Here is a 20,537-nt window from a genome sequence, read left to right on the forward strand (position 1 = left end):
CCGCCCCTGTAAAGGAGACGAGAACATGTACTGTACTGTTAAAGAAATTATCCGCGATGTACTGGATACAGACGTGCCGGACAGTGAATGCGTTTTTGCCGTGGTGCTGACTCGTGGGGATGTGCGTTACATAGCCCAGGACTGGAGTCTGACAGACGATGAGCTGGAAACCGTCATGCAGCGGCTGGACGATGCCTTTGAGCATGGTGCGGATGTCAGCATTGTTCACGACGTTGTTCGTGAGCTGATGGAAGAAAAGCGCGCCAGCCGTCAGGTGACAGTTCCGGCGGTGATGCTGGAAAAAGTGATGGCGCTGGCAGGCAGTGAAATGAAGCGCCTGTATGCCGTCGGGAGTGAGAACGGGGGTGACGGTGATGCGTTCGTCAGGGAGGAACGCGAAGCAATGGACGTTGTGTTACAGGCGCTGGACGGGGAGCACATGTCATGAATATCAGCACAGAAACCCGCGAAATTCTGCGTAATTACAGGGCCGTGATTAATGCGCGGCGTCGTGAAATGGGGCAGAAACCGCTCACCACCGCGCAGATTGTTGATGAAATCTGCGATTTTGTGGCGAATCAACAGGCTGTTTTCCTGGGCGGTCACTATATCCTTCAGGGCAGCAGAAACAGGTGATACAGGGGCAGGCGGTGGAGGCCGCCTGTCAGCCCGCGCGAAAACCCCTGGCAGGCTGACGCCTGCCGGAAACGCAGGGTGCAGCGCCTGCGGCGCTGCCGGCCCGGCTTTCCGGTCAGAAGGTAGTGTATGGCTGTATGCCAGGAACAGGTGTGATATTCCGTGACACTGTCACTGTTTCTGGCTGTTTTTTGTTGCGCCCACTTCGGCTCCCGGCTGCCTGGCGGCATCCGGTCGTCAGGCCCGACTCCGACAGGCAGCTGCTGGCGCACCCGCCAGTCTCCGCCGAACCCGCTGGCGCGGTTTCGGGCTGTCGCTACGGTCCGATGCGTGAAAAAACGGGCTTGCAGCGACCGTTACGGTCGCGCCGCCTCTGTCGCGCCGTGACCTGCGCTCCCTGCACACCTGACGGTGTGTGAGGAAACTGCGCCTGATGGCGCAGCAGTCCTCCCTCCTGCCGCCACCTCTGCGGCCTGTTTCCCGCTGTGGACTTTCCGGGGGGCAGACGTAACCCCCTCCCGTTCCATCTGTCCAGGGTGAGATGCACCGGCCACAAAATTTTTAGCCATGAACCCGGCAAAAAATTTTGCGTCCGCCCCCGGACAGCTGTCCCGTGAGGCGGTAAACGGGCCCCCATCGGAAAGGTCCACTGCGGGGAGAAACCCCTGTGAAGTGGACGGCAGGAGGAGCTTTCGCTCCTCTGAAGGGGCACATGAACGTCCCGTCGCCGGTATCCGGTTTATCTCACATCTTTCAGTCAGGAGGTTCTCATGAGTGCACGTGGTATCAACAAGGTCATCCTCGTCGGGCGTCTGGGCAATGATCCGGAGGTTCGTTACATCCCCAACGGTGGCGCAGTGGCAAACCTGCAGGTGGCCACGTCAGAAAGCTGGCGCGACAAACAGACGGGGGAGATGCGGGAGCAGACGGAATGGCACCGTGTTGTGCTGTTCGGCAAGCTCGCGGAAGTGGCAGGTGAGTATCTGCGCAAGGGCGCGCAGGTCTACATCGAGGGGCAACTCCGTACCCGTAGCTGGGACGACAACGGCATCACCCGCTACATCACTGAAATTCTTGTTAAGACCACGGGCACCATGCAGATGCTGGGGAGTGCACCACAGCAGAACGCTCAGGCGCAACCGAAGCCTCAGCAGAATGGTCAGCCACAGAGTGCTGACGCGACGAAAAAAGGTGGCGCAAAAACGAAAGGCCGTGGACGTAAGGCCGTGCAGCCGGAGCCTCAGCCGCAACCGCAGGAGGGTGACGATTACGGGTTTTCAGACGATATCCCGTTCTGACTGGCCTGACTGTGATAACCGCCCCGCCCTGCGCGGGGCATCACCGGAGATATGAGGATGAGCGAATATTTCAGAATACTTCAGGGACTGCCTGACGGCTCCTTTACCCGCGAACAGGCTGAAGCCGTTGCCGCACAGTACCTGAATGTCTTTATCGAGGATGATCAGGGAACGCATTTTCGCCTGGTTGTCCGTCAGGATGGCACGTTGATCTGGCGCTCCTGGAATTTTGAGGACGGTGCCGGGTACTGGATGAACCGGTACATCAGGGATTTCGGGATTCTTAAGTAAGAGAGGTGCCGGACGCGCGAACGTCCGGCAGGACATAAGCAATTATAAGGGGATGATTATGCCTGTAACGAAGTGTGAACCAGAAACCACCCGCAAAGCAAGCCGTAAATATGCAAAAACGCAGGAAACAGTCCTGTCTGCCCTGCTGGCGCAGACGGAGGAAGTGAGCGTGCCGCTGGCCTCACTGATTAAATCACCGCTGAATGTGCGCACGGTGCCGTATTCTGCGGAGTCCGTCAGCGAACTGGCTGAGTCCATTAAGGGCGTTGGCCTGCTGCAGAATCTGGTTGTTCATGCCCTGCCTGGTGACCCTTACGGTGTCGCCGCAGGTGGTCGCCGACTGGCTGCACTCAACATGCTGGCAGAGCGTGGCATCATTCCGGCTGACTGGCCTGTACGCGTGAAGGTCATTCCGCAGGAGCTGGCGACGGCTGCATCGATGACCGAGAACGGTCAGCGTCGGGATATGCACCCTGCCGAACAGATTGCCGGATTCCGCGCAATGGCGCAGGAAGGCAAAACACCTGCACAAATCGGTGATTTGCTGGGCTATTCACCCCGCCACGTTCAGCGAATGCTGAAACTGGCAGACCTTGCACCCGTCATCCTTGATGCGCTGGCAGAAGACCGCATCACCACCGAACACTGTCAGGCGCTGGCGCTGGAGAACGACACCGAGCGTCAGGTACAGGTGTTTGAAGCCGCCTGCCAGTCAGGATGGGGCGGTAAACCGGATGTGCGGGTTATCCGCAACCTGATTACCGAAAGTGAAGTGGCGGTGGCGGGGAACAGTAAATTCCGCTTCGTGGGGGCTGATGCCTTCTCGCCAGACGAACTGCGCACCGATTTGTTCAGCGATGACGGGGACGGTTATGTCGACCGCGTGGCGCTCGATGCCGCCCTGCTGGAAAAACTCCAGGCTGTCGCAGAGTTCCTTCGGGAAGCCGAAGGCTGGGGATGGTGCGCCGGACGCATGGAGCCTGTCGGTGAGTGCCGTGAGGATGCCGGAATATACCGCTGTCTGCCGGAGCCGGAAGCGGTGCTGACGGAGGCGGAAGACGAACGTCTGAACGAACTGATGGCTCGTTACGACGCGCTGGAAAACCAGTGTGAGGAATCTGACCTGCTGGAAGCAGAAATGAAGCTGATGCGCTGCATGGCGAAGGTCAGAGCGTGGACGCCGGAGATGCGTGCCGGAAGCGGTGTGGTGGTGTCCTGGCGTTATGGAAACGTATGTGTCCAGCGTGGTGTGCAGTTGCGCAGTGAAGATGACGCGACTGACGACGCTGACCGCACTGAACAGGTGCAGGAGAAAGCGTCAGTGGAGGAAATCAGCCTGCCGTTGCTGACGAAAATGTCCTCAGAGCGCACGCTGGCAGTCCAGGCGGCACTCATGCAGCAGCCGGACAAATCTCTGGCACTGCTGGCATGGACGCTCTGCCTGAATGTGTTTGGCAGCGGAGCGTACAGTAAACCAGCACAAATCAGCCTGGAATGTAAACATTATTCGCTGACCAGCGATGCGCCGTCAGGGAAGGAAGGTGCCGCATTCCTGGCGCTGATGGCAGAAAAAGCCCGTCTTGCGGCCCTGTTACCGGAGGGATGGTCACGGGACATGACGACGTTCCTGTCACTCAGTCAGGAGGTGCTGTTATCCCTGCTCAGTTTCTGCACCGCATGCAGCCTTAACGGTGTCCAGACCCGCGAGTGTGGTCGCACGTCACGCAGTCCGCTGGACTCGCTGGAGAGCGCCATCGGTTTTCACATGCGCGACTGGTGGCAGCCGACGAAAGCAAACTTCTTCGGACACCTGAAAAAGCCGCAGATTATCGCAGCCCTGAATGATGCCGGACTGTCCGGTGCCGCACGGGACGCAGAGAAGATGAAGAAAGGCGATGCCGCTGAACATGCAGAGTTCCATATGAAAGACAACCGCTGGGTGCCTGGCTGGATGTGTTCACCACGTCCACAGACGGATGCCACTGAACGCGCCGATAACCTGGCTGATGCCGCCTGATGAACAACCACACCGCCCCGCCGGAGACGGGGCGGCAGAGGGAGAAATACGATGATGAATACCGAACTGACACTGAATGCCCTGCAGTCCATGAATGCCCAGGAATATGAAGAAATCCGTGCTGCGGGAAGCGATATGCGCCGTAATCTCACTCACGAGGTGATGCGTGAAGTGGACGCACCGGCTAACTGGATGATGAACGGAGAGTATGGCAGCGAGTTCGGGGGCTTTTTCCCCGTCCAGGTTCGTTTCACGCCAGCCCACGAACGTTTCCACCTGGCATTATGTTCGCCGGGAGACGTCTCTCAGCTCTGGATGCTGGTTCTGGTGAATTGTGGTGGACAGCCTTTCGCCGTCGTTCAGGTGCAACATATCTTCACGCCTGTCGCGATCAGTCACACGCTGGCGCTTGCCGCGACACTGGATGCGCAGGGATACAGTGTTAACGACATCATCCATATCCTGATGGCAGAAGGAGGTCAGGCATGAGCGCACGTTCACGGGCACTGATCCCCCTCAGCGCAGAACAACAGGCCGCCATGCAGGCGGTGGCTGTCACAGAACAACGTCGTCGTCAGGGACGCACACTTTCAGCATGGCCTTATGCCACCGCTTTCTTTCGCTGCCTGAATGGCAGTCGCCGGATTTCGCTGACCGATCTCCGCTTTTTTGCCCCTGCGCTGACGAAGGAGGAATTTCATGGCAACCGTCTCCTGTGGCTGGCTGCCGTGGATAAACTGATTGAAAGTTTTGGGGAAGTCTGTGTTCTTCCCCTGCCATCCGATGCGGGGCACCGTCTGTTCCCGTCCGTGCCTTTTCGTGAAGGTGAGCGTCGTCGTCAGAAAACCACGCTGACAGAGCAGAAATACAGCCGCCAGCGGGAACGTGAGGCAGAACGACGGGAACTGGAATACCAGACATGTTTTGCTCAGGCGCAGATTGACCTTGCGTTTCATACTCCCGCCACGGTCGGAAGCTGGTTGTCCCGCTGGTCTGGTGTTGTTGAGGAGCATGATCTGGAAACGATTTTCTGGGGGTGGTGCGGGCGTTTTCCATCACTGTCATCATTTGACCGGTTTTTCTGGCAGGAGGAACCACTCTGGCGGCTGATTTTTGAAGTCGGTGAGGCCGGTCGTGGTGCACCGGTACAGGTACGTGCACTTGAGCAGTGGATGATCCCGAACAAGCTGGAGAACGTAATATGATGAAATCAGACGAAAAATACCAGGTTCCCGCGTGGATGCGACCTCTGTTGCCGTTGCTCTGCAACACCGGGGGAACGATCCGGAAGAACTGCTGAATGATACAGAAACCACTGCCAGTGCGAATGTTGTCCGTTATGTACTGATAGTTGCTGTGCGGTCGCAGGTTGATCTGCTGCAGCTACTGTACAGGAAAGGGCTGTTGCGCACAGAGATACCAGGTGGCTTTTCACCGGAAGAAGCGCAGGCACTCCTGGATAATCTGGTGCGCAGACATATCAGCAAGGTGCTGTCGGGCGAGCGAATGGCAGCCCGTGACAGAAATGCCGATCTGGCCTGGATTCGACAGCAACTGGTCGATGCCGCCTGGTTTGTCCGTGCCACACTGGAAGCGCATGGGATGAGCGTCGGAAATGAGAGTCCCCCTGCTCCGCCGGAGACAATGCCGGACATACAGACACGGGAACTGGTGATGTTGATCAAGCGACTGGCATCATCGCTGAAAGCGGTGAAACCGGACAGTTGTGTGGTGCGTGAAGCGCAGGACTGGCTGCGCGACAGAAAACTTGTGGATATCACAGATATTCTCCGGTGAACCAGGCATGTATATTTTACGCAGGGACACGCCGATCATGATCGTTTCATATCAGGGGTGGTCTGGAGGTCATGCGGCGTGTCCTCTGCACTCGCCGGAATAAGGAAGTCGCCGGCGGCTCCGCTTTTACCCGGCCATGCGGGGCATGGCCTTGTGGGTTTTCAGCTCTGTGGCCTCAGCGTCGTGTGCGGGCTGTGCCGTGCCTCCATCTTAGCCGGGCTGGCAGGGATGCAAGGGTACGCTTCGCCGCTGCGGTCACCCGGTCCCTCCTTCCCGTCTGCCGTGATTTTCCGGTCGTTCACCCGCTCAGATTTCGCGGTCTCACCCTCCAACTCCCGTCAGCCGTGTGCGTCAGGCTGCGGCTTCCCTTGCGCCCCTGCATCCCCGCCTTATCGCCCGGCTTTTATGGAGGCACGGCACCGCCCGGTGTCGCAGAACATGTGACTATGGAGGATTCGGGAATGTCTGTTGTTGCACCTGCTGTATACGTTGGAACCTGGCACAAATACAACTGTGGAAGCATCGCCGGACGCTGGTTTGACCTGACCACGTTTGATGATGAGCGCGACTTTTTCGCCGCCTGCCGTGCTCTTCACCAGGATGAAGCCGATCCTGAACTGATGTTTCAGGATTATGAGGGATTCCCGGGGAATATGGCCTCTGAATGTCATATCAACTGGGCCTGGGTTGAAGGCTTCCGCCGGGCACGGGATGAAGGCTGCGAAGAGGCTTATCGTCTCTGGGTGGATGATACCGGTGAGACGGATTTTGACAGCTTCCGCGATGCCTGGTGGGGCGAGGCTGACAGTGAGGAGGCTTTTGCGGTTGAGTTCGCCAGTGATACCGGCCTGCTGGCTGACGTGCCGGAGACGGTGGCGCTTTATTTTGACTATGAGGCGTATGCGCGGGATTTATTCCTGGACTCCTTCACCTTTATTGACGGTCATGTGTTCCGTCGGTGATTTACTCCCCCGCTCCGGCGGGGGTATGGCCTGCCAGGCCGCCGGAAAACCCTGGCAGGCTTACGCCTGCCTGAAATGCAGGAGGGCCGCGCCTGCGGCGCTGCCCTTCCTGCCCGTCATGGTGTGAGGCATTTTTCTGTTATGTCGTTTCTGTTGTTCTGACTTCCGGAGGCGGGGACACCTTCGGCTCCCGGCTGCCTGGCGGCATCCGGTCGTCAGGCCCGACTACGACAGGCAGCTGCTTGCGCACCCGCCAGTCTCCGCCGAACCCGCTGGCGCGGTTTCGGGCTGCCGCTACGGTCCGATGTCTGAAAAACCAGGCTTGCAGCGACCGTTCCGGTCGCGCCGCCCCTGTCGCGCCGGAAACGGCGCTCCCTGCACACCTTACGGTGTGTAAGGCAACTGCGCCTGATGGCGCAGTCAACCCTTCCGCCGCCACCCCTGCGGCCTGTTTCCCGCTGTGGACTTTCCGGGGGCTGGAGTAACCACATCCCGTTTCAGCAGTCCAGGGGAAGATATACCGTCCACAAAATTTTTAGCCATAAACCCGGCAAAAAATTTTGCGTCCGCCCCCGGACAGCTGCCCCGTGACGTGGTGACGGACGCCCCATCGGAAAGGTCCACTGCGGGGAGAAACCCCGAAGAAGTGGACGGCAGAAGGGGCTTTCGCCCCTCCGGGGAGCAACCGGTCGGCCCGGCGACCTGATTCAGCAGAAGGAGACGTTTTCATGACAGTCAGCAGCACGATTTCCGTTTTTTGCCGCGACGGGGTGTTCCGTACTGTTTACTGCCACCTGCACGGTGAGCCGACCTGGAACGGTCGCATCCTGCATACCCACTATGCCACTGGTCAGCAGGCCGAAGCCCTGGTTGAACACGGTGATATCCGTTGCCTCGGTCCCCGTTGCGACAAACCCGCCGGGCATACGCTTCAGAACCCGGTGGACGGTGTGACGGCTTATTACGGACGTGACAGTGGTTTCCGGATGGACAGTGAGGCGCGTGAGTACCGTTCTTTCAGGGAGGCTATTGCCACTGAAAGCACTGAAGAGGTGCGCTTCCATTATGTGTTCATCGACGGCTACTGGAAGGTGATGTACCGCACGCCGGAAGGCTGGAAGATGAAAGCGCTCGCGCTGGCACTGCGTCGCTGTCCGAAATGAAAAAAGGCAGGGCGATAAACCCTGCCTCTCTCCGCCGTTACTTCCCCGCCAGGAAGAGCGGCAGTCATCAACAACATAAGGAGAAATATTTGTGAGACCATCAATTATCTTCGCAACCGCCGAGTATGTAAAGCGTCTGCGTGAAGAGTGCCTGCGGGAGAATAAACCCCTGCACCGCCATACCCGCTTCAGACGTCAGGAGCTGGCACAGGATGAGATTAACCCGGACGTCCTGGCGATGAGCGGTCATATCGCCAGACGCTGCAGTGAGCAGAAGCGGGTACGTATCCCCGCCATGAAAGTCAGCGAATGGGGCCACCTGCTCCGCGCGCTTGAAATTGAGCGGGTCTGCCACTGATTAACCTTTGCCGTCTGCCCGTGCAGGCGGCAGGATACGATCAGACATCTCACCAGGAGGAACCGTGAGCAAGATGAAAAACATCACGACGTCTGTGTTGCATGGTGTCTCCACAAAAAACAGAAAAGGGAAACAGATTCTCTTTCATTCAGGGCCCGGGAGGGCTGGAGATAAAAATGAAGTCTTGTTTTGATACTGACAAAGCCTTTCATATGTCTTTTGATGAAGTCACTTTCAACGCTGACAGAATTCGCTCAAAACTGGAACTATTATCCGAAGAACTAATGCCCCGTTGTGGTCTTGTTTATGAGCTATATCAGCGACGTTTGAGTGCTGCTATTGATAATTTTGTGGCCACATTGCCGACAGAACAACATCTACTGGTCCTGGAACTGGCCCGTGAGGAGTTTGATTACCTTTCCGCAGAAGAGATTGCTGAAGAAATACGCCGTGACTCAGAACGCGGCTATTGTTGTCATGGTTTTGAACGCAATTGCTGTCCTCTCGGTTGTGGGGATTTGGGCGATGATTGCTGCGATGCTGCTGATTTGATGGAGGAACCGTGAGTAAGAAGAAAAACACCACGACGCCCACGCCGCATGATGCCGCGTTCCGGTCGTTCCTGGCGAACCCCGACGTCGCCAGGGATTTTCTGGAACTGCATCTTCCTGCGGAGTACCGGCAGTTGTGCGACCTGTCCACACTGAAGCTGGAACCCGCCACCTTTGTTGAGCCGGACCTGCATCAGTACGCCAGCGATATCCTCTGGAGCGTGAAAACCACCGGGGGTGAAGATGGTTATGTGTATACGCTCATCGAGCACCAGAGCACCGAAAATCTGTACATGCCTTTTCGCATGTTACGCTACAGTGTGGCGGCGATGCAGAGACATCTCGAGCAGCAAAAAACGTTGCCACTGGTCATTCCTGTGCTGTTCTATCACGGTGAGCGCAGCCCGTACCCGTACAGCATGAACTGGCTGGACTGTTTTGAGAATCCGGCGCTTGCGGCTAAAATATACACAAAGCCGTTTCCGCTGGTTGATATCACTGTCGTTGATGACAATGAAATCATGAATCATCGCCGGATGGCCGCACTGACGCTGCTGATGAAGCATATCCGCCATCGTGACATGATGGAGCTGCTGGACAAACTCCCGCAGGTCATGGTGGAAATTTCAGATGAGCAGGTGCGTGTTCTGATTCATTACATCGTTAACGCAGGGGACTCTGTATCACCGGAATTTATGCGGGCGCTGGCTGAGCGTCTGCCGCAGCATGAGGATAAACTGATGACTATCGCTGAACGTCTTGAGCAAAAAGGTCGCCAGGAGGGCAGGATGGAAGGTGCACTTGAAAAAGCCCTGGCTATTGCGTGCCAGCTTCAGAAAATGGGGATGACGCCGGAGCAGATTAGGCAGGCTACCGGGCTTTCCGATGACGAACTGAAGAAAATCACTCACTGATGAGAACCAAAAGGCCCGGCAAAATGCCGGGCTTTTTATCCAGCAGGAGCAGAGCAAACAGCATGACGCTTGCAGAACGTCTTATACAGAAAGGTTTCGACGAGGGTTTTAAACAAGGTTTTAAACAAGGGGCACTTGAAGTGGCGCGGGAAATAGCCTGCCGGCTTCGGGATATAGGCTGGCAGCCGGAACGGATTCAGGAGGCAACCGGACTTTCCGGTGAAGAACTGAAAAAACTGTTTCCTGATGAGCAGTAGCCTGGCATTCTGCCAGGCTGTGAATCACGCTCACACATCCTCTGCCGTTTCCCCCAGTTCATTTTCCAGACGCCTGATGATATCTGCCTTGCGCATCCCCTGCATGTGAGGCAGCAGGTCACGGACTGAAAGTGCCTGGGTGGTCCTCCAGACGGTGACGTCCACCTGTTCTGCATTTTCCCAGGCGTGCCATGTTCGCTGCGTCACGCCAAATTCTCTGGCCGCTTTTTCGCGTGACCAGAGCATGCTTTTTCGCCAGATTCGCAGTTCCCAGCCGGTCATAAAACACCTTTGAAAAAGTGAAAAAACTTCACTTTATTTTATCATCATAATCACCAAATCAGCGCGAAAAATAAGTGTGAAAAAGTGAAGAAATTTCACTTTTTTTTGATTGTAGATGTCGTGCTGTTTTCTCTGTTTTCACCTGTGCGGGAGTGGTGTACCAGTGACCACCACATGCCATTGCTGTGCCGTCGGTTTTCTCCGGTCGCGCCGGATGCGGCGCTCCCTGCACACCTGACGGTGTGTAAGGCCACTGCGCCTGATGGCGCAGTTCTCTCTGCCTGCCTGCCGCCGCCCTGCGGCCCATTCTCCGCAGACGGACTTTCCGGGGATACATACACGACCACATCCCGTTTCAGTCGTCCAGGGGAGAGATGTACCAGCCACAAAACTTTTTGCCGCAGGCGTCAAAAACTTTTGCGTCTGCCCCCGGACAACTGCCCCGTGACGTGGTGAGCGTCCCCCGTCGGAAAGGTCCACTGCGGGGAAATCCCCGAAGACCCGGACGGCAGAAGGAGCTTCGCTCCTCCGGGAAATGACCTGGCTGACCCGGCAGTCGTGACGATGAGGAGACAATGTGATGAATCAGACTTTACCCACTGCTGACCTGAATACTGCCGGCACGACAGATGTTATTCCGTCTGTGGCTATCGACCGCATCATCGCGCAGCGTAACGAAGGTATTGCACTGTTCATGCAGGCGATGGAATGCCTGGCGACAGCGCGCAGGATTCTGCTCGATGCTTCCGGTGACATTTTTCTCTACGGGTTTGAAGACTGCGTGACTGACTCCGTTCGGTGCATGGATAAACCGGAAGAAGCAAAAAAGAATATCACCCGTCTTGCCGACCGGAAAATCTGGGACCGCCTGATGACGGATACGGGGATGTACACCTTCATGAGTTCATGCCAGCGTGATGAGTGGAACAGCCAGCTGATGAGCGACACCTGTCCTGAAATCACCCTGGACAATGTGCTGGCAACTTTTCGCCATCTGAATGCCAGTAAGATGCAGACATTTGAACAGGGACTGATTGATGTCTACAGGAAACTGTCATGGGATTACAGAACCAATAATCCCTGCCGTCTGGGCAAGAGAATCATTATTGAAAACATGCTGTACCGCTGGAGTAACGGGCGTGTGACGCTGGACTGCAGCGGACGGGAGGCACTGGATGACCTGGTACGTCCGTTTTATCTGCTGGAGGGGCGCAACGTTCCTGACTTCCGGAGCAGCATCGGGGCGCAGTATGGTGAGTTTCTCGGGAACGGCGACAATGTCGGTAAGCTGTTAGAAGGGGAATATTTTACGGTGCGTGGCTACCAGAAAGGGACCGTACACATTGTCTTTAAGCGTCCTGACCTTGTTGAAAAACTGAATGATATTATTGCACGGCATTATCCTGGTGCATTGCCGCCACGAGTCTGATTAAACAGAAAAGCCCTGGTATTTATGCCGGGGCTTTTTTTTCTGTAATCATCATAATCTCAGAACATGATGTGACATTGTCACATCAATTGTTGTTCATATCGATGCCATCTTTCCTGGCTGAATCTGTCTTTTTAGGTGCTGTTTTAGAGGAAGAACGGCGGGATGATTTTTTCGATTCTGCTTCCCGAATAATGTCACGAAGTGCCTTCTCTCCTACTTCATATCCTGCATTTTTGAGCGTGTCACGAACATCTGCCAGTGTATAACCCTTTGTCCTTACCAGGACAATGATGTCATCACGAATGGCATCAAGAAAATCACGCAATGTTTTCCGTTGAGCAGTGAGGTCCGGCAATTCCGATAAGGCAGCTTTTGCCAGCTGGATGTCATCATCTGAGTAAAATTTTTTAGAAGCCATTGGCACTTTCTCTCCGTTTAATGTTGAAGCCTGATTTTATCATCAAAAACTGCCTCCTGGCAGGGCTGCGCCCTGCCTCTGCCGTCTGCATAAGACTATGATGCACAAAAATAACAGGCTATAATGGCATGAAAAACTGGACAGGATGTGTAATTGTAATACCGTCACACGCGACGCTATTACAATTACCATCTGGTCAGGGCTTCGCCCCGACACCCCGTAAGGAGCCTGAAGTGAGTGATAGTGCGGTAAGAAAGAAAAGTGAGGTACGGCAAAAGACAGTTGTCAGGACACTCAGATTCTCTCCTGGTGAGGATGAAACCATCAGGAAAAAAGCTGAAGATTCCGGACTTACTGTATCTGCTTACATCCGAAATGCAGCACTGAATAAGCGAATTAACTCCCGTACAGATGATGCTTTTCTGAAGGAGTTAATGAGACTGGGAAGGATGCAGAAGCATCTGTTTGTTCAGGGAAAAAGAACCGGTGACAAGGAATACGCAGAAGTGCTTGTTGCCATAACCGAACTTACAAATACATTGCGTAAACAGTTAATGGAAGGTTGAGGATTCTCCGGTGAATGCAGTCATTCCGAAAAAGAGAAGGGACGGCAAGTCTTCGTTCGAAGACCTGGTGTCCTACGTCTCGGTCCGGGATGACATGACCGATGAGGAACTGAATTTATCTTCTTCTTCGCAGGCTGAACAACCGCACCGGAGCCGTTTCAGTCGTCTTGTTGATTATGCGACACGCCTTCGAAATGAGTCATTCGTGGCGCTGGTTGATGTCATGAAGGACGGCTGCGAATGGGTTAACTTTTACGGTGTGACCTGTTTTCACAACTGTACATCGCTTGAAACTGCTGCTGCAGATATGGAGTACATTGCACAGCAGGCACACTATGCGAAAGATAATACTGATCCTGTTTTTCACTACATTCTTTCCTGGCAGGCCCATGAAAGCCCGCGTCCGGAACAGATTTATGACAGTGTACGCCATACCCTGAAATCCCTCGGGCTGGGTGAACATCAGTATGTTTCTGCCGTACATACCGATACTGATAACCTGCATGTTCACGTTGCGGTCAACCGGGTACATCCGGTTACAGGTTATCTGAATTGCCTTTCATGGAGTCAGGAAAAACTCAGCCGTGCCTGCCGTGAGCTTGAACTGAAGCATGGTTTTGCTCCGGATAACGGTTGCTGGGTCCATGCGCCGGGAAATCGTATCGTTCGCAAAACTGCCGTTGAACGTGATCGCCAGAACGCTTGGACACGCGGAAAAAAACAAACTTTTCGCGAGTATGTCGCGCAGACAGCGGTCGCTGGTTTACGCAGTGAACCTGTAAATGACTGGTTATCCCTGCATCGTCGTCTTGCGGAAGATGGTCTGTACCTGTCTCAGATGGACGGAAAATTTCTGGTGATGGATGGCTGGGATCGCAACAGGGAAGGTGTACAGCTTGACTCGTTTGGTCCCTCCTGGTGTGCAGAAAAACTCATGAAAAAAATGGGTGACTACACGCCAGTACCAAAAGACATTTTCAGCCAGGTGGAAGCACCAGGACGCTATAATCCGGACTTCATTGCCGCTGATGTTCGCCCGGAAAAAATCGCTGAAACAGAAAGTCTGCAGCAGTATGCCTGTCGTCACCTTGGAGAACGTCTGCCGGAAATGGCACGGGAAGGACGGCTGGAAAACTGCCAGGCTATTCACCGCACACTGGCTGAAGCGGGATTATGGATGCGTGTTCAGCATGGTCACCTGGTTATCTGTGACGGTTATGATCATAACCAGACTCCCGTTCGTGCTGACAGCGTATGGTCGCTGCTGACGCTCGACAATGTGAATCAACTCGATGGTGGCTGGCAGCCTGTACCAACAGATATTTTCCGCCAGGTTACGCCAACAGAACGCTTCCGTGGTCGTCGTATGGAGAGCTGTCCTGCGACCGATAAAGAATGGCACCGTATGCGTACAGGCACGGGGCCGCAGGGGGCTATCAAACGCGAACTGTTTTCTGACAAAGAAAGTCTGTGGGGATACAGCATCAGCCATTGTAGCCCTCAGATTGAAGAAATGATCACACAGGGTGAGTTTACCTGGCAGCGTTGTCATGAGCTGTTTGCACAACAGGGACTGATGCTACAGAAACAACATCACGGGCTTGTTGTCGTTGATGCCTTTAATCATGAGCAAACGCCGGTGAAGGCCAGCAGCATTCATCCTGATCTGACACTGGGGCGTGCAGAGCCACAGGCCGGACCTTTTGTGAGTGCCCCAGCAGATTTGTTTGACAGGGTGCAACCTGAAAGTCGCTATAACCCGGAGCTGGCTGTCAGTGACAGGTACGGGGTCAGCAGTAAACGTGACCCAATGCTGCGCCGGCAGCGACGTGAAGCCAGAGCTGAGGCCCGTGCTGACCTGCGTGCCCGCTATCTGGCATGGCGTGAACAATGGCGTAAACCAGATCTGCGTTATGGGGAACGTTGTCGGGAAATTCATCAGGCATGCCGTCTGCGGAAGTCACACATTCGTGCGCAGTACGATGATCCGGCATTACGTAAGCTGCATTATCACATTGCAGAAGTTCAGCGAATGCAGGCATTGATAAGGCTGAAAGAAGACATCAGGGATGAGCGACAGAAACTTATTGCTGACGGGAAGTGGTATCCACCCTCTTACCGTCAGTGGGTCGAAATTCAGGCTGCTCAGGGAGACAGGGCTGCTGTATCGCAGCTGAGAGGCTGGGATTATCGCGATCGCCGTAAAGACAGGTCACGCACAACGACGACAGACCGCTGTGTCGTGCTTTGTGAACCGGGCGGAACGCCGGTATACGGTAATACCGGTGATCTCGAGGCCCGTCTGCAGAAGAACGGGAGTGTTCGTTTCCGTGACCGTCGGACGGGAGAGTTTGTCTGTACGGATTATGGTGACAGGGTTGTTTTCCGTAATCACCATGACCGCAATGCGCTGGCAGATAAACTGGATTTGATTGCACCGGTATTATTCGGGCGTGATCCACGCATGGGTTTTGAACCAGAAGGAAACGACAAACAATTTAACCAGGTCTTTGCTGAAATGGTTGCCTGGCATAATGTGACAGGCCGTACCGGTCACGAAGACTACAGGATTACGCGACCGGACGTGGATCATCACCGTGAAGGAAGTGAACGCTACTACCGCGATTATATCGCGGCGAACAGCAACGATGACGCATCACTGCCTCCGCCGGAGCAGGATAAACGCTGGGAACCGCCTTCTCCAGGTTAAAAAAAAGGCCGCGCCAGAATCCGGCGCGGCCACTGTTCAGTACATTCCGTCCCAGTCCGGACGGTTGGTTTTTTTATGATGAAACCCGTTTACAGGACGCCCTGTCGGGTGGTTATTGTCCTGTGGAAGCGTTAACAGGTTTATACCTGCTCTTTCTGCTCTCACTGATATCTGATTTTCCTCTTTTGTTTCAGGTAGTTCTGGTCTGTTCAGCGTGATATAGCGAATTCGTCGCTCTTCCCGTGTGGTCGTTTTAAGCGTATTCACCGCTGTTTCCCACAAGGCACTTTCACGTGCGTTGATATCTGTGTCGTACTCTTCCAGCATTGCCATAGCCGCCTGACGTCCTGCAATGCGTTGCTGGAATGTATCCACGATCGTGTGCGGCTCTGTGCGAATTTTTCGTCTTTTTCTGGAGGGGTTTGCTGTCAGGACGCCAATGATGGCACTGACATTTTCCGGTGACGGTATTCGACGTTGAGTAGTACGGGGAACAAGACGGCGGAGACGGTCCAGGCGAGGTGCATCCACGCTGATATACCTGTTTATAACAACGGGATCGCTGCTGCAGCTTTTCTCATCGTCAGGGATGAAGAATGATGCTGATGGTACGGTTTCTCCCCGGAAAATAGAAAAGAACTCGCCAGGATGAAGTTCAATCAACTCCTGAACATTTATCTTGCTTTCCATCAGGATGCTGATTTGTGGGCTGTCAATCCATGATTCACCAAATATGCCGTCCTGACGCTGCAGGTTGTTCATTCTCGCCCTGGCTTCTTCACCGGCGGCGCTTTTCAGCGTTCTGGCCGTACTACCCTCGCTGACAATCCTGCCGGCAAATTTTGTCCCCGTGTTCTGCATCAGTGTTGCAGTATTCGTGGCTGTTGTCTGTCCTTCTATACGTTCCTGGTCCTGTGCCATCAAAATCAGAGCAAAATCCAGTGAACGCACCTGAGTGGCTTCCACAGCAATACGGTCCGTATAGTATGCCCCCACTTCATCAAGGAAACACAGATAAGGGAAACGCCCCTTATATTTTTTGACTTCCAGTGCATCGGAATCAGTTCCTTCGAGGCGGTAGCCCAAATCACGGGCGAGAATCATACTTTTCTGGGTGATAAACATTCGTCCAAGAGCAGACGTTGTATGCGCTGATGTATCCAGAGCGGGGATCATTACCATCAGAATCCTGTCGCTGTGAATGCTGTCACGGATATCGATATCACCGGAATCTTCAGCAAAAATATCCCCGAATGCTTCCGTGAATGTGCTGAAAGTTTCAGAAAACTGCCCGGAGAGATAAGCATGTTGTTTTCTGGGTTCTTCCGTCCAGGCTGATGGTGTCCTGACCAGCGACAGGTCGAAACCGGGAACGTCCTGAAGGTAGTTACGTAACGGTGCGATAGCTTCTTCCGGCCACTGATCATCGAGGCCACGACAGTAAAGTTTGGCCATCCCTTCGAGAGTCATATGTTCACGGAGCATCTGCAGCGACATTGTTTTGCCTTCGCGCACACACCAGAATTTAGTACCAAATACCAGTGCCTTATTCATGGCAATGGCCCGGGACTGCCACTCGCCCCCCTGGACGTTCTGGGGCAGCATTGACTGCATTGTCTCCGCTGTGAATGCCTCAGTGCTGTAACAGAAGGGATTCCAGGTATTTGACTGAGGACGCGTTTTTTCACCACTCAGAATGATTTCACTGCGGGATTTTCCTCCGTTCATGAAGTTAATGACTTCCACATCGTCTTCACGTCCAAAGCGTCTGGCCAGATACCAGATCGTTCTTGCCGTATCATTCTGTGCCTTGCCATCGACAAGGGTGAATCCTCTTGCCCAGCAAAGTGGGTTAATCGCCCAGGCAAAGATGGTTTCCGTTTTACCCCCACCGGTGGTGGCGAAAAACATTATATGGCGGGTCAGATCGTCCATACTTAGCCACAACTCCCGACCTATATCCCTGACGCGTTGATAACCAACATAAAATATGCCGCTGGCCGGTGACTCCAGGATGACCTCATACTGGAACAGGGTTGGCCAGAAGCTGAAAAGGCTTCTTTTAATCATTCTGTCCTGTGACGGGTCAGCACATTCCAGCGTCATGGGCATACGAAGAGGGCAGCGCCATCGCTGCAGACTAAATACCAGCATTGTTATCAGTGTGAACAACAGACATGCCGGTAATGCAAGTGGCCAGATAAAACTGGCCACAAGACTTGCCACCAGGCAAAAGCCATAGATATTGAGACTCTGGAGTGCATTCCAGACAGGATTTCCCCAGGCTGTACGGTGTAAAAGCTCGGGGTTAACGCGATGTTCACTCATGGCCAGACTCGCTGTCGGTGGTTTTCAGGAATAAATTAAGCGTGCCAGTTTCCTGCAGAATTCCAGTAGGCAGATGCCAGCCCGTGTCGGACAGCACCCATGGGGTACCGGCAAATCCGAACTTACGGAAGGCGACATTGTTAACATCAATCGCAGCTCTGGCTGCTTTCAGACATGTTTCATCTGCAGGCGTTGTTTCTTCTGATGGCGTCATCATTCCGTTATCTGCGGAATACAGTCGGTGCCAGCCGGCAGCACGTTTCTGAGCATCTTTTTCACACAGCAGTGGTGCCACACGGTCGGTGGATTCCTCTCCACCAATAACTGAAACCGGGTAGATAACGACATTGAAGTCGCTGGCCAGGCGTTTTAAGGCCGGCTCCAGAAGTCTGCAGTTAGGACAGGCAGGATCGAGAAATGCGTACAGGGTTCGTTCATGACCGGATGACAGGTTGATGGTAAACATGCCCCGATCGGCGTTCCGCTTCAGAACAGTAGCCAGATTATGTCGCGCAGCTGCGGCTTCCGGATTTTTGCTTGTGATTGTTTTCTCCGGTACCTGGACGTCTTTTTTCGGGGGAACCGGGAGTTGAATGCCTTCATTTAATGGCACAGTGTGATTCAGGTGAGGGGGAAGCAGTCGTGGCTCACCTGCTGTCTGTACTGCTTCAGGCGTTGTATCGTCCCAGAATACACGATCAACATAGCGGAACAGAGAGAAGCCAATCGTTGCCATTACGAACAGCACAACGCTGGCGATTATGCCACGGAACAAAGGTGTTCTGCTGAAGCGGCGTTCCATCAGGTATTCAAGGCGCAGGCAGGAATCAATAGCTGTAAGTATCTGGTCAGCGTTATGCTCCTGTTTATCAATCAGGACGGTTTCTCTGTTACGGGTGCCCATGGCGTCAAAGGCTATATGAATCAGTTGATTATTTCGTGTTACCAGCCCTGACAGGGTATCCCGTGGAAGGACGGCAATAATTTCTGTCCTGCCATCCGGCCAGATTGCCTGCACGGAAATATGTTTTGCAATGCGTGTTGCAAAGTACTCGATTGTCATTTTCAGTTCTCCGGATAATCAGAATTCGTTGTCTGTAGCAGGTGTACGGGGCAGGATGTCGTCGGTGAGGGACCAGTTGGTCAGGATGCGGCGTTTCCGGTCGCGATCTGGTTGTGGTTCATCCCAGATAAGACCGAGACTGAGCATATCCCGCCGTAAGCCTTCCACCGCTTCATCAACACAGGGGTCAGGGCAGGGAAGGCCAAAACGCATGGCTTCGGCCTCTGCACGTGCAACGGCCACCACGCCAGCGCCTTCAATAAATCCTTTCGTGGTATTGGCGCGGTGTAATGCATAAAAGAGCGTTCTGTCCACGCCTTTCAGCCAAATCCAGTTGGGTGGCGTAAGCCGCAGGTCATGTGCATACAGCCAGACCAGCCCACTGCGGACGTAGCGATGTTGTTTCAGCCATTGCTGTGCTCCGTTGCTTTTAATCACTCTCTGGAAAGCTGATTTGGCCAGTGAATAAACAGGGGTACAGAATTTCCCGCTGTCCCGTTTGCTTTTAATTCTGCATGAGAGGTTCAGTGTATCCATGAGCTTTAATGCTGCCTTACGATCATCCAGGAAATACTGAAGGCCAAATATGGCAAAGAGCGCTTTTTCATGTGGTGCCATGTCTTTCCAGGACGTTAAAGGTTTACCCAACTGGGCCATGAAACATCGTCTTGCAGCTGCAACATCGAGCTGCATATTGGTGATGAGAGTATGCTGCTCGACAAATGCTTCCGGGGTGAGAGCAACCCGTCGTTCAGGCCGTTTACCACCATGAAAGAGTTTTTCCGGATCACCATCTGCCAGTACAGGAGCGATAGCAGGGGACAACGAAGCAAAGATGTGTGGCAGTCGGGTAATATCTACTGGTCTGCGGGTGAAACGGCTTTGCCCCGGATGTTGATACCATTCCCACAAACACCAGAGTGTCACAGGTAAGAGGTACATCCACAGAATACCTATGGTCTGCTCCATGACGTTAACCCACTGGCTATAGCTTATGTTGGCGGCGTTGTTACCGGTCATGGCAAGCAGGTTGTATCGTGGTGCTGCATAGTTATGAAATGGTCCCCAGTCGACCAGTCCCCATAAGGTATGAAGAATCAGGCAGCTGGCGTAAACCACTTCCGGCAAGAATAACCATATGACGAATAGCAGCAGGATAAGAAGGACACCAACAGCGCCCCATATCTGCATAGGATCTTCTGCGACAGGCTGTCGATTGTAAGACATGACAAAGTCTCCATTTCTGGAATTTAAATCAAACGGAAAGGTTAAAAATTTATTTGCAGGCGATAAGAGCTAACCAGAGGAATTAGCCGTGCGATAAAAGGATTGTTGCAGATACGAAAGTCGTTAGAATAGCCGCGGACGCTTGAGGCTGTATGCCGAAAGCGTTTTGTGGATGGTATACAGCAGAAAGCCCCCTGGAGATTTTTTATCAATGTACTGCACCCATTTTGTTGGACGATGAAATGGAATAGCCCCTAATATGTCAAA

Annotated in this window: 22 protein-coding genes and 1 pseudogene; 18 read left to right on the top strand and 5 right to left on the bottom strand. The window is 53.9% G+C overall.

Annotated elements, in window-relative coordinates:
* The first annotated feature begins 25 nt into the window (after positions 1–25).
* The 15 genes and pseudogenes from HEN21_RS19395 (at position 26) to HEN21_RS19470 (ending at position 10,244) form a co-directional block, all read left to right on the top strand.
* Positions 26–448, top strand: coding sequence for a DUF1380 family protein (locus HEN21_RS19395; protein WP_089559519.1), 423 nt, complete (start codon positions 26–28; stop codon positions 446–448).
* On the top strand, positions 445–636 hold the full coding sequence (locus HEN21_RS19400) for a hypothetical protein (protein ID WP_001027516.1): 192 nt from the start codon (positions 445–447) through the stop codon (positions 634–636). Before HEN21_RS19395 ends, HEN21_RS19400 begins: the two co-directional genes overlap by 4 nt.
* 770 nt (positions 637–1,406) lie before the next feature.
* On the top strand, positions 1,407–1,934 hold the full coding sequence (locus tag HEN21_RS19410) for a single-stranded DNA-binding protein (RefSeq protein WP_089559517.1): 528 nt from the start codon (positions 1,407–1,409) through the stop codon (positions 1,932–1,934).
* A 57-nt stretch (positions 1,935–1,991) separates the two neighbouring features.
* Entirely contained in the window at positions 1,992–2,225 is a 234-nt protein-coding gene (locus HEN21_RS19415; protein WP_089559516.1) for a DUF905 domain-containing protein, read from the top strand.
* A gap of 58 nt (positions 2,226–2,283) precedes the next feature.
* Complete coding sequence (locus HEN21_RS19420; protein WP_089559514.1) at positions 2,284–4,242, top strand: ParB/RepB/Spo0J family partition protein; 1,959 nt, start codon at positions 2,284–2,286, stop codon at positions 4,240–4,242.
* A gap of 54 nt (positions 4,243–4,296) precedes the next feature.
* Positions 4,297–4,731: a conjugation system SOS inhibitor PsiB gene (psiB, locus tag HEN21_RS19425; protein ID WP_023166801.1), complete on the top strand. Its 435-nt coding sequence runs from the start codon at positions 4,297–4,299 to the stop codon at positions 4,729–4,731.
* Positions 4,728–5,447 carry a plasmid SOS inhibition protein A gene (locus HEN21_RS19430; RefSeq protein WP_089559512.1) on the top strand — a complete coding sequence of 240 codons (720 nt, stop codon included), beginning with the start codon at positions 4,728–4,730 and terminating at the stop codon, positions 5,445–5,447. Before psiB ends, HEN21_RS19430 begins: the two co-directional genes overlap by 4 nt.
* Positions 5,444–6,039: pseudogene (locus HEN21_RS19435) on the top strand (hypothetical protein). Before HEN21_RS19430 ends, HEN21_RS19435 begins: the two are co-directional and overlap by 4 nt.
* A gap of 461 nt (positions 6,040–6,500) precedes the next feature.
* On the top strand, positions 6,501–7,001 hold the full coding sequence (locus HEN21_RS19440) for an antirestriction protein ArdA (RefSeq protein WP_000117624.1): 501 nt from the start codon (positions 6,501–6,503) through the stop codon (positions 6,999–7,001).
* Positions 7,002–7,273: 272 nt separating this feature from the next.
* The gene (locus HEN21_RS19445; RefSeq protein ID WP_029696836.1) at positions 7,274–7,486 is read left to right on the top strand and encodes a hypothetical protein; all 213 of its coding nucleotides are present in this window, start codon (positions 7,274–7,276) and stop codon (positions 7,484–7,486) included.
* 243 nt (positions 7,487–7,729) lie between these two features.
* Positions 7,730–8,164 carry a hypothetical protein gene (locus HEN21_RS19450; protein ID WP_000218863.1) on the top strand — a complete coding sequence of 145 codons (435 nt, stop codon included), beginning with the start codon at positions 7,730–7,732 and terminating at the stop codon, positions 8,162–8,164.
* Between the two features lie 91 nt (positions 8,165–8,255).
* Positions 8,256–8,522: a hypothetical protein gene (locus HEN21_RS19455; protein WP_001247862.1), complete on the top strand. Its 267-nt coding sequence runs from the start codon at positions 8,256–8,258 to the stop codon at positions 8,520–8,522.
* A gap of 176 nt (positions 8,523–8,698) precedes the next feature.
* Positions 8,699–9,088, top strand: coding sequence for a hypothetical protein (locus tag HEN21_RS19460; protein ID WP_000833767.1), 390 nt, complete (start codon positions 8,699–8,701; stop codon positions 9,086–9,088).
* Entirely contained in the window at positions 9,085–9,987 is a 903-nt protein-coding gene (locus tag HEN21_RS19465; RefSeq protein ID WP_089559508.1) for an Rpn family recombination-promoting nuclease/putative transposase, read from the top strand. The genes HEN21_RS19460 and HEN21_RS19465 overlap by 4 nt, the downstream gene beginning before the upstream one ends.
* Positions 9,987–10,244, top strand: a complete 258-nt coding sequence (locus HEN21_RS19470) for a hypothetical protein (RefSeq protein ID WP_249539474.1) — start codon at positions 9,987–9,989, stop codon at positions 10,242–10,244. Before HEN21_RS19465 ends, HEN21_RS19470 begins: the two co-directional genes overlap by 1 nt.
* 30 nt (positions 10,245–10,274) lie before the next feature.
* Here the strand turns inward: HEN21_RS19470 and HEN21_RS19475 are convergent, their stop codons facing one another.
* Complete coding sequence (locus HEN21_RS19475) at positions 10,275–10,526, bottom strand: helix-turn-helix transcriptional regulator (protein ID WP_000148285.1); 252 nt, start codon at positions 10,524–10,526, stop codon at positions 10,275–10,277.
* Between the two features lie 580 nt (positions 10,527–11,106).
* Here HEN21_RS19475 and HEN21_RS19480 point away from each other — a divergent pair.
* Positions 11,107–11,955 carry a DUF4942 domain-containing protein gene (locus HEN21_RS19480; RefSeq protein WP_089559504.1) on the top strand — a complete coding sequence of 283 codons (849 nt, stop codon included), beginning with the start codon at positions 11,107–11,109 and terminating at the stop codon, positions 11,953–11,955.
* An 85-nt stretch (positions 11,956–12,040) separates the two neighbouring features.
* Here the strand turns inward: HEN21_RS19480 and HEN21_RS19485 are convergent, their stop codons facing one another.
* Positions 12,041–12,376: a molybdopterin-guanine dinucleotide biosynthesis protein MobC gene (locus tag HEN21_RS19485; protein ID WP_089559502.1), complete on the bottom strand. Its 336-nt coding sequence runs from the start codon at positions 12,374–12,376 to the stop codon at positions 12,041–12,043.
* A gap of 233 nt (positions 12,377–12,609) precedes the next feature.
* Between HEN21_RS19485 and nikA the strand changes: the two genes are divergently transcribed.
* On the top strand, positions 12,610–12,942 hold the full coding sequence (nikA, locus tag HEN21_RS19490) for an IncI1-type relaxosome accessory protein NikA (RefSeq protein ID WP_089559499.1): 333 nt from the start codon (positions 12,610–12,612) through the stop codon (positions 12,940–12,942).
* A gap of 10 nt (positions 12,943–12,952) precedes the next feature.
* A complete protein-coding gene (gene nikB, locus HEN21_RS19495; protein ID WP_011264053.1) occupies positions 12,953–15,652 on the top strand; it encodes an IncI1-type relaxase NikB in 2,700 nt (899 codons plus the stop codon).
* A 36-nt stretch (positions 15,653–15,688) separates the two neighbouring features.
* Here the strand turns inward: nikB and trbC are convergent, their stop codons facing one another.
* From trbC to trbA, 3 genes are read right to left on the bottom strand one after another with little or no spacing between them, the layout of a single operon-like run.
* Positions 15,689–17,980: an F-type conjugative transfer protein TrbC gene (gene trbC / locus HEN21_RS19500; RefSeq protein WP_089559497.1), complete on the bottom strand. Its 2,292-nt coding sequence runs from the start codon at positions 17,978–17,980 to the stop codon at positions 15,689–15,691.
* Positions 17,973–19,043, bottom strand: coding sequence for an IncI1-type conjugal transfer protein TrbB (gene trbB, locus HEN21_RS19505; protein ID WP_089559495.1), 1,071 nt, complete (start codon positions 19,041–19,043; stop codon positions 17,973–17,975). The genes trbC and trbB overlap by 8 nt, the downstream gene beginning before the upstream one ends.
* Positions 19,044–19,061: 18 nt before the next feature.
* Positions 19,062–20,270, bottom strand: a complete 1,209-nt coding sequence (gene trbA / locus HEN21_RS19510) for an IncI1-type conjugal transfer protein TrbA (protein ID WP_089559493.1) — start codon at positions 20,268–20,270, stop codon at positions 19,062–19,064.
* Positions 20,271–20,537 lie beyond the last annotated feature (267 nt).

It is taken from the genome of Escherichia sp. 93.1518 (assembly GCF_013368915.2).
Lineage (GTDB): Bacteria > Pseudomonadota > Gammaproteobacteria > Enterobacterales > Enterobacteriaceae > Escherichia > Escherichia ruysiae.

What these genes read in the sequence shown, in the direction of transcription:
- HEN21_RS19475 (WP_000148285.1), bottom strand. Translation starts at nt 10,526, where the DNA reads ATGACCGGCTGGGAACTGCGAATCTGGCGAAAAAGCATGCTCTGGTCA.
- HEN21_RS19395 (WP_089559519.1), top strand. Translation starts at nt 26, where the DNA reads ATGTACTGTACTGTTAAAGAAATTATCCGCGATGTACTGGATACAGAC.
- HEN21_RS19430 (WP_089559512.1), top strand. Translation starts at nt 4,728, where the DNA reads ATGAGCGCACGTTCACGGGCACTGATCCCCCTCAGCGCAGAACAACAG.
- HEN21_RS19450 (WP_000218863.1), top strand. Translation starts at nt 7,730, where the DNA reads ATGACAGTCAGCAGCACGATTTCCGTTTTTTGCCGCGACGGGGTGTTC.
- HEN21_RS19485 (WP_089559502.1), bottom strand. Translation starts at nt 12,376, where the DNA reads ATGGCTTCTAAAAAATTTTACTCAGATGATGACATCCAGCTGGCAAAA.
- trbB (WP_089559495.1), bottom strand. Translation starts at nt 19,043, where the DNA reads ATGACAATCGAGTACTTTGCAACACGCATTGCAAAACATATTTCCGTG.
- HEN21_RS19415 (WP_089559516.1), top strand. Translation starts at nt 1,992, where the DNA reads ATGAGCGAATATTTCAGAATACTTCAGGGACTGCCTGACGGCTCCTTT.
- HEN21_RS19480 (WP_089559504.1), top strand. Translation starts at nt 11,107, where the DNA reads ATGAATCAGACTTTACCCACTGCTGACCTGAATACTGCCGGCACGACA.
- HEN21_RS19420 (WP_089559514.1), top strand. Translation starts at nt 2,284, where the DNA reads ATGCCTGTAACGAAGTGTGAACCAGAAACCACCCGCAAAGCAAGCCGT.
- psiB (WP_023166801.1), top strand. Translation starts at nt 4,297, where the DNA reads ATGAATACCGAACTGACACTGAATGCCCTGCAGTCCATGAATGCCCAG.
- trbA (WP_089559493.1), bottom strand. Translation starts at nt 20,270, where the DNA reads ATGTCTTACAATCGACAGCCTGTCGCAGAAGATCCTATGCAGATATGG.
- HEN21_RS19470 (WP_249539474.1), top strand. Translation starts at nt 9,987, where the DNA reads ATGAGAACCAAAAGGCCCGGCAAAATGCCGGGCTTTTTATCCAGCAGG.
- HEN21_RS19460 (WP_000833767.1), top strand. Translation starts at nt 8,699, where the DNA reads ATGAAGTCTTGTTTTGATACTGACAAAGCCTTTCATATGTCTTTTGAT.
- HEN21_RS19400 (WP_001027516.1), top strand. Translation starts at nt 445, where the DNA reads ATGAATATCAGCACAGAAACCCGCGAAATTCTGCGTAATTACAGGGCC.
- HEN21_RS19440 (WP_000117624.1), top strand. Translation starts at nt 6,501, where the DNA reads ATGTCTGTTGTTGCACCTGCTGTATACGTTGGAACCTGGCACAAATAC.
- HEN21_RS19410 (WP_089559517.1), top strand. Translation starts at nt 1,407, where the DNA reads ATGAGTGCACGTGGTATCAACAAGGTCATCCTCGTCGGGCGTCTGGGC.
- trbC (WP_089559497.1), bottom strand. Translation starts at nt 17,980, where the DNA reads ATGAGTGAACATCGCGTTAACCCCGAGCTTTTACACCGTACAGCCTGG.